Annotated in this window: 13 protein-coding genes; 6 read left to right on the top strand and 7 right to left on the bottom strand. The window is 68.6% G+C overall.

Going from position 1 to position 13,794, the window contains the following annotated elements:
- Window positions 1-287: 287 nt before the first annotated feature.
- Entirely contained in the window at window positions 288-2,354 is a 2,067-nt protein-coding gene (locus LK06_RS11205; protein ID WP_086083295.1) for a putative Ig domain-containing protein, read from the top strand.
- A 215-nt stretch (window positions 2,355-2,569) separates the two neighbouring features.
- Window positions 2,570-3,031: a hypothetical protein gene (locus LK06_RS11200; protein ID WP_039654861.1), complete on the top strand. Its 462-nt coding sequence runs from the start codon at window positions 2,570-2,572 to the stop codon at window positions 3,029-3,031.
- Here the strand turns inward: LK06_RS11200 and LK06_RS11195 are convergent.
- Window positions 3,028-3,489 carry a type II toxin-antitoxin system PemK/MazF family toxin gene (locus LK06_RS11195; protein ID WP_039654862.1) on the bottom strand — a complete coding sequence of 154 codons (462 nt, stop codon included), beginning with the start codon at window positions 3,487-3,489 and terminating at the stop codon, window positions 3,028-3,030. The two genes, LK06_RS11200 and LK06_RS11195, sit on opposite strands and share 4 nt — an antisense overlap.
- A gap of 237 nt (window positions 3,490-3,726) precedes the next feature.
- On the opposite strand from LK06_RS11195, the gene LK06_RS11190 reads away from it, so the two are divergent.
- Entirely contained in the window at window positions 3,727-4,479 is a 753-nt protein-coding gene (locus LK06_RS11190; protein ID WP_039654863.1) for an MBL fold metallo-hydrolase, read from the top strand.
- A 50-nt stretch (window positions 4,480-4,529) separates the two neighbouring features.
- Here the strand turns inward: LK06_RS11190 and LK06_RS11185 are convergent, their stop codons facing one another.
- From LK06_RS11185 to LK06_RS11170, 5 genes are all read right to left on the bottom strand, one after another.
- Window positions 4,530-5,828 (bottom strand): glycosyltransferase, encoded by a 1,299-nt coding sequence (locus LK06_RS11185; RefSeq protein ID WP_039654864.1) that lies wholly within the window; start codon window positions 5,826-5,828, stop codon window positions 4,530-4,532.
- Complete coding sequence (locus LK06_RS11180; RefSeq protein ID WP_071659258.1) at window positions 5,825-7,957, bottom strand: peptidase domain-containing ABC transporter; 2,133 nt, start codon at window positions 7,955-7,957, stop codon at window positions 5,825-5,827. The genes LK06_RS11185 and LK06_RS11180 overlap by 4 nt, the downstream gene beginning before the upstream one ends.
- A gap of 59 nt (window positions 7,958-8,016) precedes the next feature.
- Window positions 8,017-8,211 carry a hypothetical protein gene (locus tag LK06_RS33105; RefSeq protein ID WP_039654866.1) on the bottom strand — a complete coding sequence of 65 codons (195 nt, stop codon included), beginning with the start codon at window positions 8,209-8,211 and terminating at the stop codon, window positions 8,017-8,019.
- A 229-nt stretch (window positions 8,212-8,440) separates the two neighbouring features.
- Window positions 8,441-9,706, bottom strand: a complete 1,266-nt coding sequence (locus LK06_RS11175) for a PTS transporter subunit EIIC (RefSeq protein WP_039654867.1) — start codon at window positions 9,704-9,706, stop codon at window positions 8,441-8,443.
- Between the two features lie 198 nt (window positions 9,707-9,904).
- Window positions 9,905-11,206 (bottom strand): PTS transporter subunit EIIC, encoded by a 1,302-nt coding sequence (locus LK06_RS11170; protein WP_039654868.1) that lies wholly within the window; start codon window positions 11,204-11,206, stop codon window positions 9,905-9,907.
- A 186-nt stretch (window positions 11,207-11,392) separates the two neighbouring features.
- Between LK06_RS11170 and LK06_RS11165 the strand changes: the two genes are divergently transcribed.
- From LK06_RS11165 to LK06_RS11155, 3 genes are all read left to right on the top strand, one after another.
- Window positions 11,393-11,626 (top strand): PTS sugar transporter subunit IIB, encoded by a 234-nt coding sequence (locus LK06_RS11165; protein WP_039654869.1) that lies wholly within the window; start codon window positions 11,393-11,395, stop codon window positions 11,624-11,626.
- 77 nt (window positions 11,627-11,703) lie between these two features.
- On the top strand, window positions 11,704-12,441 hold the full coding sequence (gene rph / locus LK06_RS11160; protein ID WP_039654870.1) for a ribonuclease PH: 738 nt from the start codon (window positions 11,704-11,706) through the stop codon (window positions 12,439-12,441).
- Between the two features lie 147 nt (window positions 12,442-12,588).
- On the top strand, window positions 12,589-12,996 hold the full coding sequence (locus tag LK06_RS11155; protein WP_043404542.1) for a hypothetical protein: 408 nt from the start codon (window positions 12,589-12,591) through the stop codon (window positions 12,994-12,996).
- A 23-nt stretch (window positions 12,997-13,019) separates the two neighbouring features.
- Here LK06_RS11155 and LK06_RS11150 read toward each other — a convergent pair whose 3' ends face one another.
- Complete coding sequence (locus LK06_RS11150; protein ID WP_039654872.1) at window positions 13,020-13,793, bottom strand: DUF1707 SHOCT-like domain-containing protein; 774 nt, start codon at window positions 13,791-13,793, stop codon at window positions 13,020-13,022.
- Window position 13,794 lies beyond the last annotated feature (1 nt).

Here is a 13,794-nt window from a genome sequence, read left to right as displayed (position 1 = left end):
CAAGGTCTTCATGAGAGTTCTCTGGCGCCCGGTCCGTTTCGTAGCGGTTCGGTCCTAGCCCCCTCCTAATGAGGGGGCTAAACGCATCCAATGGAGGGGCAAAGAATTCCCTCCGGTACTGCCGAGTAGGGACGGGTCCGGACTACGTTCATGGCGCAATCTGTCATGTCGCGTTCATCCGGCATCCAGAATGTCATGCTCATGACTCGCGGTTCCACCGCCGCAACCCGCGTCACGGGCCTGCCCAACCAGCGAGAAACCCCACTTCCCCACGGAGGCAGTAACCGATGCGTGAGTCACGCCCGAGCAGGCGGACACGGAGTCTGCGAAGACTCCTCGCCGTCGCCTTCCCCACCCTCGCCCTCACGGTCGCCGGACTTGCTGCGGCACCGACGGCCGGGGCCCTGCCCGCCGCTGCTCCGGCGCACCCCCACACCTCGAAGGCCACGCAGAACGCCAAGGCCCTCACCGCCCCGGGCCGGCAGACCTTCCACTCCACCGGCAGGGCCGGGCAGAAGGTGTCGACCCAGCACCTGTGCAGCACCGCGAAGCCGGGCCATGCGTCCTGCTTCGCCCAGCGGCGCACCGACATCAAGCAGCGTCTGGCGGCTGCCGTCGCATCCACGCCCTCCGGCCTCTCCCCGGCCAACCTGCACAGTGCCTACAACCTGCCCTCCACGGGCGGTTCCGGCCTGACGGTCGCCATCGTGGACGCGTACAACGACCCCAACGCCGAGGCCGATCTGGCCACCTACCGCTCCACCTACGGCCTGTCCGCCTGCACCAAGGCCAACGGCTGCTTCAAGCAGGTCAGCCAGACCGGTTCGACGACCAACCTGCCCTCCAACGACACCGGCTGGGCCGGTGAGGAGGCGCTGGACCTCGACATGGTCAGCGCGGTCTGCCCGAACTGCAACATCATCCTGGTGGAGGCCAACTCCGCGAACGACACCGACCTCGGCATAGCCGAGAACGAGGCCGTCGCGCTCGGCGCCAAGATCGTCTCCAACAGCTGGGGCGGCCCCGAGGCGTCCAACCAGACCACCGAGGACGCCCAGTACTTCAAGCACCCGGGCGTCGCGATCACCGTCTCCGCGGGCGACTCCGCCTACGGCGCCGAGTACCCGGCGACCTCGCAGTACGTGACCGCTGTGGGCGGCACCGCGCTCACCACCTCCTCCAACTCCCGCGGTTGGAGCGAGTCCGTCTGGCACACCAGCTCCACCGAGGGCACCGGCTCCGGCTGCTCCGCCTACGACCCGAAGCCGAGCTGGCAGACGGACACCGGCTGTTCCCAGCGCATGGAGGCGGACGTCTCCGCGGTCGCCGACCCGGCCACCGGCGTGGCGGTCTACGACACCTACGGCGGCTCCGGCTGGGCCGTCTACGGCGGCACCAGCGCCTCCGCCCCGATCATCGCCGGCGTCTACGCCCTGGCGGGCACCCCGGGCTCCGGCGACTACCCGGCGAAGTACCCGTACCAGCACACGGGCAACCTGTACGACGTGACCAGCGGCTCCAACGGCTCCTGCTCCCCGTCGTACTTCTGCACCGCGGGCACTGGCTACGACGGTCCGACCGGCTGGGGCACCCCGAACGGTGTCACCGCCTTCACCGCCGGCTCCAGCACCGGCAACACGGTGAGCGTCACCAACCCCGGCAGCCAGTCCACCACCACCGGCGACTCGGCCAGCCTGCAGATCAACGCCACCGACAGCGCGGGCGCGAGCCTCACCTACAGCGCCTCCGGCCTGCCGACGGGTCTGTCCATCGACAGCTCCACCGGCCTGATCTCCGGTACCGCGTCCACCTCGGGCACCTACCAGGTCACGGTCACCGCGACCGACTCCACCGGCGCCTCCGGCTCGACCTCCTTCACCTGGACGGTCAGCTCCGGCAGCTGCAGCTCCGCGCAGTTGCTCAACAACCCGGGCTTCGAGTCGGGCAACACCAGCTGGACCGCGTCCAGCGGCGTCATCACCACCTCCAGTGGTGAGGCGGCCCACAGCGGCTCCTACAAGGCCTGGCTGGACGGCTACGGCTCCTCGCACACCGACACGCTGTCCCAGTCGGTGACGATCCCCGCGGGGTGCAAGGCGACCCTGACCTTCTACCTGCACGTCGACACTGCGGAGACCACCTCCAGCAGCCAGTACGACAAGATGACGGTGACCGCCGGTTCGAAGACCCTGGCGACCTACTCGAACCTCGACGCGGCCTCCGGCTTCAGCAAGAAGACCTTCGACCTGTCCTCGCTGGCGGGCCAGACGGTCACGCTGAAGTTCAACGGTGTGGAGGACTACTCCCTCCAGACCAGCTTCGTCGTGGACGACACCGCCCTGACGACCAGCTGAGCCGCATGGCATCCCGGGTCCCGCACGCGGAGCACCGCTCCGCGTGCGGGACCCCGCTCGTGCGCGGACACGCGGATGCCTCGGGTGTGGATCCGTTCGGGCCGGTGGTACGTCACATCTGCACCAGGCGGCCGGCCGGCGTGCCCTGCACACCGGCTGCGCGCGCCGGAAGGACGCCGGAGTGAAGCCGGAACGACGGCAGAAAGGCAGAGCCCATGCGTCGTACGACGATCACCGCCCTCGCGGGGGCAGCGCTGCTTCTCACCGGCTGCGGCTCGCAGAGCGGCGGGGACACCGGCAGCGGCGGCGAGGTGTCGCCGTCCACGTCGGCCCACTCTTCCCCGGGACCCTCCCGCGGCTGCTCCGTCCACGGGCAACTCACTGCGGCCGACAGCGGCCGTACCGTCTGCCTGAGCAAGGGCGACGAGGTCCGGATCGTCTTGGACGGGACCAAGGCCCGCCCCTGGAAGCCGGTCACCGCGAGTGGCAGCGCGCTCCAGGCCATCAACGCGGGCTTCGTCCTCCAGCCAGGCGATGCCACGGCCGCCTACCGGGCGGTGGCCGCCGGCACGGTGAAGCTCACGTCCTCCCGGCCCCTGTGCGCCCAGCCCAGCTCCCCGGGACAGGTCTCCTGCAAGGGCATCCAGACCTGGACGATCACCGTGCGGGTGAGCTAACCGGCGAGGTGCCGGACCTGGTCCCACAGGACCGGGTCGACTACGCCCGCCCGGCGTCGGAGGTCGTGCACCGGGACCTCGCGCAGTTCGTCCGTCTGCAGGAAACTCGGGCGGCCCTGGGCGTCGCCGACCGCACCCGGCGGCAGCGGGATCACCCCGGCGCGCTCGTCGTGGTACTTGCTGGTGATCTTCGCGACCGTGGCCCGGTCGCCGCGCACGGTCAGTACCAGACACGGCCGGTCTTTGACGTCCGGGTGGTCCTCATAGGACACGTTCGCCCACCAGATGTCCCCGGGTACCGGCCGCACGGTGTGCGAGGCTCGCGTACCCGCACGGCCCGGCGGCCGGAGCTTCCGGTGCCCGCCGGGCCTGCGGGCACCTCCCCAGCCGTCGACGAGCGTGGCCACCAGCGCCAGCAGTACCACTGCGGCGAGCGCCAGCCACCAGGACGTGTCCATACGACGACGTTACCGGCGCACGGTGTGCATCGCGCGCCCTCTCGTGAACCTCATACGCCTGCAGTCCAGCCGAACCGGTGACAGCTCAGGTGAGTTCGCCCACAACGGCCCCTGGCGGAGGAGCGACCCGCGCTTTCGCGCCTTACGCTCGACGAACCGCACGACCCCCGCCAGCCCTGATCCTGTCAGGCTCCTCTTCCCGCCCACCGGATTTCCGCCAACGGAGGTTTCTGCTTCATGAAGCTCACCGTCGTCGGCTGCTCGGGGTCGTTCCCGTCCGCGGAATCGGCCTGTTCGGGCTACCTCGTCGAGGCCGACGGCTTCCGGCTGCTTCTTGACATGGGCAACGGCGCCCTCGGTGAGTTGCAGCGCCACTGCGGTCTCTACGACCTCGACGCGATTTTCCTCAGCCATCTGCACGTCGATCACTGCATCGACATGTGCGCGTACTTCGTCGCCCGCTACTACCGCTATGACGGCGGTCGCTGCGGGCCGATCCCGGTCTACGGCCCCGAGGGCACCGAACACCGCCTGACCACGGCCTACGCCGACACCCCCTCCGCCTCCTCCATGAGCGAGGTGTTCGACTTCCACACGGTCAAGCCGTCCACCTTCGAGATCGGACCGTTCACGGTGCACACCGACCGGGTGCGCCACCCCGTGGAGGCATACGGCATCCGCATCGAGCACCGCGGGAAGTCCCTCACCTACTCCGGCGACACCGGCGTCACTCCGACGCTGGACGAGCTGGCCCGGGACACCGACCTGTTCCTGTGCGAGGCCGCGTTCACGTACGGCAAGGAGGACATTCCCGACCTGCACCTCAACGGGCGCGAGGCGGGAGAGACGGCGGCCCGTGCGGGCGCCCGCCGTCTCGTCCTCACCCATATTCCGCCGTGGACCGACCCGCAGGTCAACCTCGCGGACGCCCGTGAGGTGTTCGACGGTCCGGTGGAATTGGCCGCGCCGGGGAAGACGTACGAGATCTAGCGAGTGGCCCGGGGCGGCGGCGGTTCCAGGGCCCCGGGCCGCGGGCGGGGTCAGGCGATGTTTTCGTCCCGTGCCTCAGCCAGCAGCCGGGCGAGGGCCTCGAAGTCCGCGGGGATGCTCCGGCCGGCGCCGCGTGCGACCGCCTTCCGGTAGGCGGGCAGCACCGTCTCGTACCGGCCACCGGCGAGTGCGAGCGTCGACTGCAACTCGAACAGGCGGGCCATGAGATGGCGGTTCGACGGTTGCTCGGCCGGCTCCACCGAGGTGATGCCGTCGACCAGGACGGACAGCCGCCCCAGTAGCCGGCTGGACTCCACGAGCGTGCGGTAGTAGGTGGCCTCCACGGTTCGTCCCGCCTGCGCCAGCAAGCCCGTGTACGTCCGTAGTGTGTCGGCCTCACCGAGCCGGACGGCCAGCTCGCACAGCAGGCTCCAGGAGTCCACGATGCGCTCGGTGCGGTAGCCGGGCGCATCCGGTACCACGTGGTCGGCGGCGGCCGACAGCAAGGTGAAGGCCGACTGCAACTCCTCCTCGGGGGCAGCAGGGGTGAGCCCGTCGCGGACCTCGTAGTACACCCACTTCGGGTTGTCCGGCTCCTCGGCCCGGCTCAGTCGGTCCAGCCTGACGTACAGCTCCCGCTTTCCCCGCTTCTCGATCGTTTCCGGCAGGTAACCGAAGTGGTCGAAACGGACGTCCACCTGTACGCGCGGCGGGGCGAGGCCGTCCGGGGCGTAAGGGTGCTCGTGCACCCGGCCCCGGAAGCGGAACGGGCTGTCCGCCCGTAGTATCCGCTGGGTGTTGGTGTACACCGGTCCGCCGGCGTCGGCGATGACGGGGGAGACGACGAAGTCGCGTTCCGCCAGCAGGTAGTCGAGCAGCGACAGGGCACGCCGCAGCCTGCGCGCGTGCGTCGGCACCAGGACCTCGTCGGCGTCCACGTGGCACAACCAGCCCTCGCCCGCACCGAAGGCGGTGTTGCGCTGGCGGGAGAAGTCATCGGCCCATGGCGCGGAGACGATCCGTGTGCCGGGGCGGGCGCGGAGCGCCTCCTCGACGGTTCCGTCCGAGGAGCCGGAGTCGATCAGTAGGCAGTGGTCGACGTCGTCGGTCAGGGCGGTCAGGCACGCGGCGATGCGTTCTTCCTCGTCGGCGGTGAGCACGACCGCGGTCACCGGGCGTGGCCGGTGCGCGGTGTACCCCGCTGCCAGGTCCGCCGGGTCCGACGACGCAAGACGTGTGTTCGCCAGGTCCGGCGACATGGAGGTGATCAGCGCCAGGTCTGACGCCAGGGCGGAGGCGGGGACGGCCCCGGGCACATGGAGGAGATCGAGCAGTTCCGAGAGCTTCATCGCAGCTGAGGGCTTTCCGGGCGTTGCGTACAGAGGCCGGTTGAGGGGTCGAGGGAGAGTTCCAGGTCGAACACGGCATCCTGGACGTGCCCGTGGGATACGACGATCTTGGTGCCCTTGACTGAGCGCAACCCCTCCCAGATCCGCGCGAAGGTCTCCCGGTCGATACCGCTGAACGTCTCGTCGAACAGGTACACCCGTGGGGCGTGCAGCACCGCGCGGGCGATCGAAAGGCGTTGGATCTGACCGCGCGAGAGCCCCGCGCCGGTTTCCCGCACCGGCTCGTCGAGGCCTTCGGGGAGGGTGTCGAGGACGTCCTGGAAGCAGGCGATGCTGCAGGCCCTCAGGATGTCCTGCGTGCTGTGCGGGGCACCGAGGGTGAGGTTCTCGCGTACGGAGGCGGGCAGCAGGATGGGGTTCTCGGGGACGTACAGAACATGGCGCGGCAACGCGTCGGTGCCGATCCGACTGATCTCGGCCCCGCCGAGGGTGACGCTGCCCGTGTAGCCGGGATGCATCCCTGCGAGCAGCGCGAGGAGCGTGCTCTTGCCCGAGCCGTTCCCGCCCCGCAGGAGCATGCTCTGGCCATACGGGACATCGAGGTCGATTCCGGTGAGAGTGTCGTGCCGGGCTCCGGGATGGCGGAAGCGCAGGGACCGCACCGCGATGTCGGCCGGTTCCAGCGGGGAGTCGGTCTGTTCGGCCGGCAGCGCCAGCCGTGCGTCCTCCCGCTGCAACACCACGTCTCGGTAGCGGCCGAGAGCTGCTGAGGTGCGCTGGACCGTGATCTGAAAGGCCGCCACGGACTCCATGGAGCCCAGGAAGTAACCGGCCATGGTCAGGAAGCCGAAGACCTCGCCGACGGTGAGCGAGCCGGAGAGCATCCGGTTCAGTCCGGCCCAGGCCGCCACCACCGTGAAGACCGTCTGGCTGGCCGTTTTGATCACGGAATTGAGGTTCTCCAGCCGGCCCAGTCTGGTTTCCGACTCGATTCTGCGCCGTAGGGCGCGGCTCATACGCGCGAAGGCATAGTTCCGCTTTCCGTATCCGATCAGCTCGGTGTGCCCGCGCAGGAAGTTGAGCGTTTCCGATTTCAGCGTGGCGTCCCGCTGGAGCGCCTCTTCTGCAGCGTTCCTGATGTGTGGGTACAGCAGAATCGAACTGACCACGTTGACGGCAGCGGGCGGAATCAGGAGGAGGAAGAGAATCGGTCCGGTCATCAGCAGGTAACCGCCGACCGATAGGACCACGCATATATCGATGGCCGCCCGGACAGTGGCTGCCGTCACCAGTCCCTGGATTTCCTGCACATCGTCGATCCGGCTGACCAGATCACCGGCTCTGCGGCTCTTGAAGTAATCGATAGGTAGGCGTAGGAGTTTGTGTAGATAGCGTTCCGAAAGCTGCCGTTGGAGCGACTGGCTGAGCGCTACGATGGCGCGTCCCCGTAGATACTGGACGCCCGATGCCGCCACGGCGATCCCGAGGAATTCCGCGGACATCACCGCCAGCGCCCGCGAGGAGCCGTCCCGCAGGACACGGTCCACGGCCAGTTGGACGAAGAGGCTGTTGAGCAGTGCCACCAGGGCCACGATGGCGGTTGCCAGCAAGATGAGCGAGAGTCGCCCCCAGTGGGCGCGGACGGTCTGCCACACCAGGCCGTGCCCTGGCAGGGAACGCAGCCGGACACCCCGCCGCAGCCGCGTGTGCGGCCGGTCGGTGACCAGCGCCTCCCCGTGGAACACCTCGGTGAGTACGTCGGGTTCCAGGCGCATCGGACGGTGCAGCAGCGGGTCGCCGATGATGAAGTGGCCGCTTTCGGTGGCCTCGTGGACGACCACGAAGTGGCGGTGACCGTCCTCGGCCAGCAGGATGATCGCCGGCCCCGCGAGCCCTACGGCCTGCCGCAACTGATCGGTGTCCAGCCGCAGGAGCTCGCTGTCGACTCCGTAACCCCGCAGGACGTGCTGGAGCCTGAGCAGATTGGAGCCGCGTTCGCCAAGACCTGTGGACTCGCGCAGGATCACCTCGTCGACCACGGCCCCGTGCCGCATCAGGACGGCACGCACGCACGCTGGTCCGCAGTCGGTGTCCCCCGACTGATGGGTGTGGTATCTCTGCCACTTCACTGAAGAACTCCGGGGGAATGGGTGCGCCCGCCCCAGAACGAGGCGGGCGCCGATCCGCACTACAGCTTGTCGCAGCCCAGCGACTTCCAGAGCTGGTAGTAGTCCCCGTAGCTGCAGGAGAACGGATTGCCGATCTGAGCGAAGATCCACTCGCACTGGGCGCGGCTCGGCTTCTTGCCTTCGCCGGATGCGGCGGCTGCCTCTTCGTCGGTGAGCGCGGTGAACTTCAGATCACGCAGATCTTGCAGGCTCATGTTTTCCCCTCTGGTGGTAGGTCACGGCCGTGACCGGCCTGGTGAAGACCATAGGCAGGGCTTTCCGGGGTGATCAACAAACAGGTTCGTGATCATGATCACTGCATCTTCCGGGCCAGCGGTCCCGCAGGGCAGGAGGGGTTCTCTGGCATGCCGTGCAGGGGCATGCCGAATTCCCCGGTCGGCTTCCGGCCGGGGAATTAGATATGTGTTCGGCTTCCGGGAACCCTTATTTGGCCTCGGCCTTCTGTATCTCCAGCAGTTCTTCGTCGGACTCACGGCCGGGTGTGGCCAGGTTGAATCTGACGATGGCGAAACGGAAGACGACGTAGTAGACGGCGCCGAAGCACAGTCCCACTAGCAGTAGTCCGAACGGGTTGCTGGCGATGCCCAGGTTCAGGGACCAGTCGATCACGCCGGCCGAGAAGCCGAAGCCGTCCCGCATGCCCAGCGCCCAGGTCAGTGCCATGGAGATGCCGGTGAGGACCGCGTGGATGGCGTACAGGACCGGCGCGATGAACATGAACGTGAACTCGATCGGTTCGGTGACGCCGGTGACGAAGCTGGTGAGTGCGAGCGAGAGCATCATGCCGCCGACCACCTTGCGGCGCTCCGGGCGGGCGCAGTGCACGATAGCGAGGCAGGCGGCCGGGAGGCCGAACATCATGATCGGGAAGAAGCCGGTCATGAACTGGCCCGCGGTCGGGTCACCGGCCAGGAAGCGCGCGATGTCCCCGCTCTTGCCGTGGAAGTCGCCTGCCTGCAACCAAGGGAAGGAGTTCAGCAGGTGGTGCATGCCGATCGGGATCAGCGCGCGGTTGGCCACACCGAAGATGCCGGCGCCGACGGCGCCCGAACCAACCAGCCACTCACCGAAGTTGTGTAGACCGGCGCCGAGGACTGGCCAGATGTAGCCGAAGACGATGCCCAGGACCAGGCCCGCGAAGGCCGACAGGATCGGCACCAGCCGGCGGCCGCCGAAGAAACCGGCCCAGTCCGGCAACTTGGTACGGTAGAACCGCTGGTAGATCAGGGCGACGGCGAGGCCCATCACCACGCCGCCGAGGACCTTGGCGTCGGCCGGGGCGTCCATCATGACGACCTTGCCGTCGACGGGCGTCGGCACCTTCGGCAGGTTCTTGTCGGTGAACGTGCCGAGCACGCTCTTGAAGACCAGGTAGCCGACGACCGCGGCGAGGCCGGTCGAGCCGTCCGACTTCTTGGCGAAGCCGATCGCGATGCCGACGGCGAACAGCAGCGGCATGTTGCTCAGGATCGCGTTGCCACCGGCCGCCATGAAGGAGGCGATCTTCGTCAGGAACGCCGGAAACTCCGGGCGACCCAGCATGTCGGTGTTGCCGAGGCGTACGAGGAGGGCGGCGGCGGGCAGCACTGCCACCGGCAGCATCAGGCTGCGGCCGATGCGCTGCAGAACAGGCATCACGCCGGCGCCCTTCTTCTTCTCGGCCGCGGGAGCGGCGCTGGCCGTGGTCACAAGTTCCTCCAGTGGGCAGGGCGCCGCCCGGGAACCAAGGAAGGGGACGGCGGCGTCTCTGGTCTACACCACTCAGTGGTGTAGACCTGTTGTAGCACGATGAAGGGCGTATAAGGAACCGTGAAATCCGCTACCGCGGCACTACGCGCCGTACCTGCCCAGCGACCTGGTCACGGCGCGTCGGACGCCTTCGTGACGTCAGGCTTTGGTGACGTCCTCGACCTCGTCCTGCGGCTCCCGCCCCGGTGTCCTCAGGTTGAACTTGGTGATCGCGAACCGGAAGACGGCGTAGTACACGAGGCCGAAGCACAGGCCGATCGGGATGATCGCCCACGGTTTGGTGGCCAGGTTCCAGTTGATGACGTAGTCGATGAGCCCGGCCGAGAAACTGAAGCCGTCGTGTACCCCGAGCGCCCAGGTCACCGCCATTGACACTCCGGTCAGGACCGCGTGGACCACGTACAGCAGGGGGGCGATGAACAGGAACGAGTACTCGATCGGCTCGGTGATGCCGGTGACGAACGACGTCAGCGCCACGGACAGCATCAGGCCGCCGATCTCCCTGCGACGCTCCGGACGGGCGCAGTGGGTGATCGCCAGGGCGGCGGCCGGCAGGGCGAACATCATGATCGGGAAGAAGCCGGAGGTGAACTGACCCGCGTTCGGATCGCCCGCCAGGAACATGTTGATGTCGCCGTGCACCACTGTGCCGTCGGGCGTGGTGTAGCTGCCGAACTGGAACCAGATCGGCACGTTCAGGAATTGGTGCAGCCCCACCACCAGCAGGGCCCGGTTCGCGACACCGAACACCCCTGCGCCCCACGAACCCGCGTCCCGCAGCCACGTGCTGAAGTTCTCCAGCCCGTTGCCGACCGGCGGCCAGACCCACAGGCATAGCGCGGCGAAGGCGATGGCGACGAACGCCATGATGATCGGCACCAGCCGGCGGCCGTTGAAGAAGCCCAGCCAGTCCACCAGCCTGGTGCGGTGGAAGCGGGCCCAGAAGAAGGCTGCCAACAAGCCCATCACGATGCCGCCGAAGACGCCGGGGTTCTGGAAGGTGAAGGGTGTCACGGAGCCGGTGCCCGTGCCGACGTAGACCTGGCAGCCGACCTGCGGGATCGCTTTCGAGCCGCCCGGGCAGTCGGCGGGGAACTGGCGCAGCACGTTGTAGTAGACGAGGAAGCCCGCCACTGCCGCCAGCGCGGTCGAGCCGTCCGCCTTCTTCGCCATGCCGATCGCGACGCCCACGCAGAACAGCAGGGGCAGGCCGAGCGACCCGTCCAGCAGGGCGCCGCCCGCGCCCGCCATCACCTTCGAGACGTCCGTCCAGCCCAGGCCCTGGTCGCCGAACACGTCGGGCTGTCCCAGTCGGTTCAGGATGCCCGCGGCCGGAAGGACCGCGATCGGCAGTTGCAGACTGCGGCCCATCTTCTGCAGGCCCTGGAACAGCCGGTTCCAGTGTTCCCGGGCCGGGCCGACGGTGCTCTCGGCGCTCATGGGCGTCCCTCCGGCCACTCGGAGCGGGCGCGGGTTTGGCGACCGCCCGCAGGGTGGTGTAGACCAGTTGACGGACGGTTCCGCTGTCGTGATCGCCATCATTGGGCACGGACGGCATGACCGCTCGCGAAGATGGGCCAACTGTGGGTTACTGCGACAAAGCGGTTCGGATCAGGGAGAAGGAACATGGCCAGCAAGGCTGAGAAGATCGTGGCTGGGCTCGGCGGCATCGGCAACATCGAGGAGATCGAGGGCTGCATCACCCGCCTGCGCACCGAGGTGTCCGACGCCTCGCTGGTCGACGAGATCGCCCTGAAGGCCGCCGGTGCCCACGGCGTTGTCAAGATGGGTACCGCGGTCCAGGTCGTCATCGGCACCGACGCGGACCCGATCGCCGCGGAGATCGAAGACATGATGTGAACCACGGGGTTCATCCTCAAGGGGCTCTTCCCGATGCGGGAGGAGCCCCTTGAGTCACTCCGGATAGGCTCGTCGTCATGTCTCGCATCGACGGCCGTACCCCTGAACACCTCCGTCCGGTCACCATCGAACGCGGATGGAGCAAGCACGCAGAGGGCTCCGTCCTCGTCTCCTTCGGCGACACCAAGGTCCTGTGCACCGCCTCCGTCACCGAGGGGGTCCCCCGGTGGCGCAAGGGCAGCGGCGAGGGCTGGGTCACCGCGGAGTACGCCATGCTGCCCCGTGCCACCAACACCCGCGGCGACCGCGAGTCCGTCAAGGGCAGGATCGGTGGCCGCACCCACGAGATCTCCCGGCTCATCGGCCGCTCCCTGCGCGCCGTCATCGACTACAAGGCGCTCGGCGAGAACACCATCGTCCTCGACTGCGACGTGCTCCAGGCGGACGGCGGCACCCGCACCGCCGCCATCACCGGCGCGTACGTCGCCCTCGCCGACGCCGTCGCCTGGGCTCAGGGCAAGAAGCTGATCAAGGCCGGTCGGCAGCCGCTGACCGGAACCGTCAGCGCGGTCTCGGTCGGCATCGTCGGCGGGGTGCCCCTGCTCGACCTCTGCTACGAGGAGGACGTGCGCGCCGACACCGACATGAACGTCGTCTGCACCGGCGACGGCCGCTTCGTCGAGGTGCAGGGCACTGCCGAGGCCGAGCCCTTCGCCCGTGACGAGCTGGGCGCCATGCTCGACCTCGCCGTCACCGGCTGCGCCGAGCTGGCCGCTCTCCAGCGCGCGGCTCTCGAAGCCACCCTCGGCACATAAGGAGCCACCCCCGGCAGGTAAACGGACGGCCAAGAGCCCGGGGTACGCGGGGGCAACCCGTGCGCCTTCCCCAGCGTCCTACGGATACGGGTGCACGGTTCCGCACCGTGCACCCGGCCAGCCGTACCGAGGGAGGGGAACACCGCCATGGCCGTCAGCCGACGCTGCCGCACGGGCCGCGTCACCACCATCGCCGCCGCCGTGTCCGCTGCCGCGCTCACCATCGGCCTCGCCGGCGGCTGCGACACCGTGCACAAGGCCCTGGACTGCGTCCAGACCGCCGAAACCATCGCTGACAGCGTTACCGACCTCCAGCAGGCCGTGGAGAACGCCGCGAACGACCCCGCCCGGGCCGGCGCGGCCCTGGACTCCATCGAGCAGAACCTCAAAAAGATCGGTGACAAGACCAGCAGCTCCGACGTCAACAAGGCGGTTGACGACCTGGACGAGGCCGTCGGCACGGTGCGCGCGGACATCAAGAACGGCGACCGGGCCCCCGACGTCAAGCCCGTCACGCAAGCTGCCGGCGAACTGACCAAGGTCTGCACGCGGTAGCCCCGAGACGAAGAAGAACGCGTTCAGCGCTCCCGGTTCCGGCGCCGCTCCCGCTCCTCCCGGCGGGCCCGGTGGAGTTCGTGGCGCTCTTCTCGACGGGACTGGTGCAGTTCGCGCCGGGCCTCACCGCGCTCCAGCTTCTCCTGCCGGCGCTGTTCCTTCAGCCGCTGCCGCTCGGCGCGGGTGACCTTGCGCTCCACACCGACGCCGCCCCAGAACGCGACACCGCTGATGATCACCCGCGGGGCGCCCGGTTCGGGTGGCCCGTCGTCCCTCGGGTGCTCGAAGCCGCCCATGATGCCGATGCCGCGGACGACGACCTCCACCCCCGGCGGCACGATCACCTGCACCCCGCCCATGATCGCCACGCAGTTGATCTCGACCTCGCGGTCCGCGAAGTCCGCCTCCCTGAGATCGATCTCGCCGCCGCCCATGAAGGTGAAACAGCTGAACCGCTTGGGCACCGTCCAGTGCCCCTTGCGCTCGAACCCCGAAAGGATTGCGATTCCACCCGCCGAGGATCCCCCGCCCCCGACGATCCGCCCCGTCCAGCTCCCGCTCTCCGCCGGAGCCTTGACGAAAGAGACCGGCGCGGGCGGCACCGTGCCGGTTGTCGGAAGGTCGCGGGTCAGCGGGGCCAGCTCGCCGTACGTACGCGCCTTGTAGGCCGCCTCCAGCCGCTCCTCGAACTCCTCCATGTCCAGCCTGCCCTCGGCGAGGGCGTCCCGCAGGACCTCGGCGATCCGATCGCGGTCGGTGTCGGACGCCCGGAGGTCCGGACTGGCGTCGTCAGTCATG

This window comes from Streptomyces pluripotens, assembly GCF_000802245.2.
Taxonomy (GTDB): Bacteria; Actinomycetota; Actinomycetes; order Streptomycetales; family Streptomycetaceae; genus Streptomyces; species Streptomyces pluripotens.
Note: the sequence above shows the minus strand (reverse complement) of the source record. Positions and strands in the feature narration are given on the sequence as shown.

Excerpts from the sequence above, each read along its gene's own strand:
- LK06_RS11205 (WP_086083295.1), top strand. The coding sequence starts at position 288 with ATGCGTGAGTCACGCCCGAGCAGGCGGACACGGAGTCTGCGAAGACTC.
- rph (WP_039654870.1), top strand. The coding sequence starts at position 11,704 with ATGTCTCGCATCGACGGCCGTACCCCTGAACACCTCCGTCCGGTCACC.
- LK06_RS11150 (WP_039654872.1), bottom strand. The coding sequence starts at position 13,793 with ATGACTGACGACGCCAGTCCGGACCTCCGGGCGTCCGACACCGACCGC.
- LK06_RS11185 (WP_039654864.1), bottom strand. The coding sequence starts at position 5,828 with ATGAAGCTCTCGGAACTGCTCGATCTCCTCCATGTGCCCGGGGCCGTC.
- LK06_RS11165 (WP_039654869.1), top strand. The coding sequence starts at position 11,393 with ATGGCCAGCAAGGCTGAGAAGATCGTGGCTGGGCTCGGCGGCATCGGC.
- LK06_RS33105 (WP_039654866.1), bottom strand. The coding sequence starts at position 8,211 with ATGAGCCTGCAAGATCTGCGTGATCTGAAGTTCACCGCGCTCACCGAC.
- LK06_RS11155 (WP_043404542.1), top strand. The coding sequence starts at position 12,589 with ATGGCCGTCAGCCGACGCTGCCGCACGGGCCGCGTCACCACCATCGCC.
- LK06_RS11170 (WP_039654868.1), bottom strand. The coding sequence starts at position 11,206 with ATGAGCGCCGAGAGCACCGTCGGCCCGGCCCGGGAACACTGGAACCGG.
- LK06_RS11190 (WP_039654863.1), top strand. The coding sequence starts at position 3,727 with ATGAAGCTCACCGTCGTCGGCTGCTCGGGGTCGTTCCCGTCCGCGGAA.
- LK06_RS11200 (WP_039654861.1), top strand. The coding sequence starts at position 2,570 with ATGCGTCGTACGACGATCACCGCCCTCGCGGGGGCAGCGCTGCTTCTC.
- LK06_RS11195 (WP_039654862.1), bottom strand. The coding sequence starts at position 3,489 with ATGGACACGTCCTGGTGGCTGGCGCTCGCCGCAGTGGTACTGCTGGCG.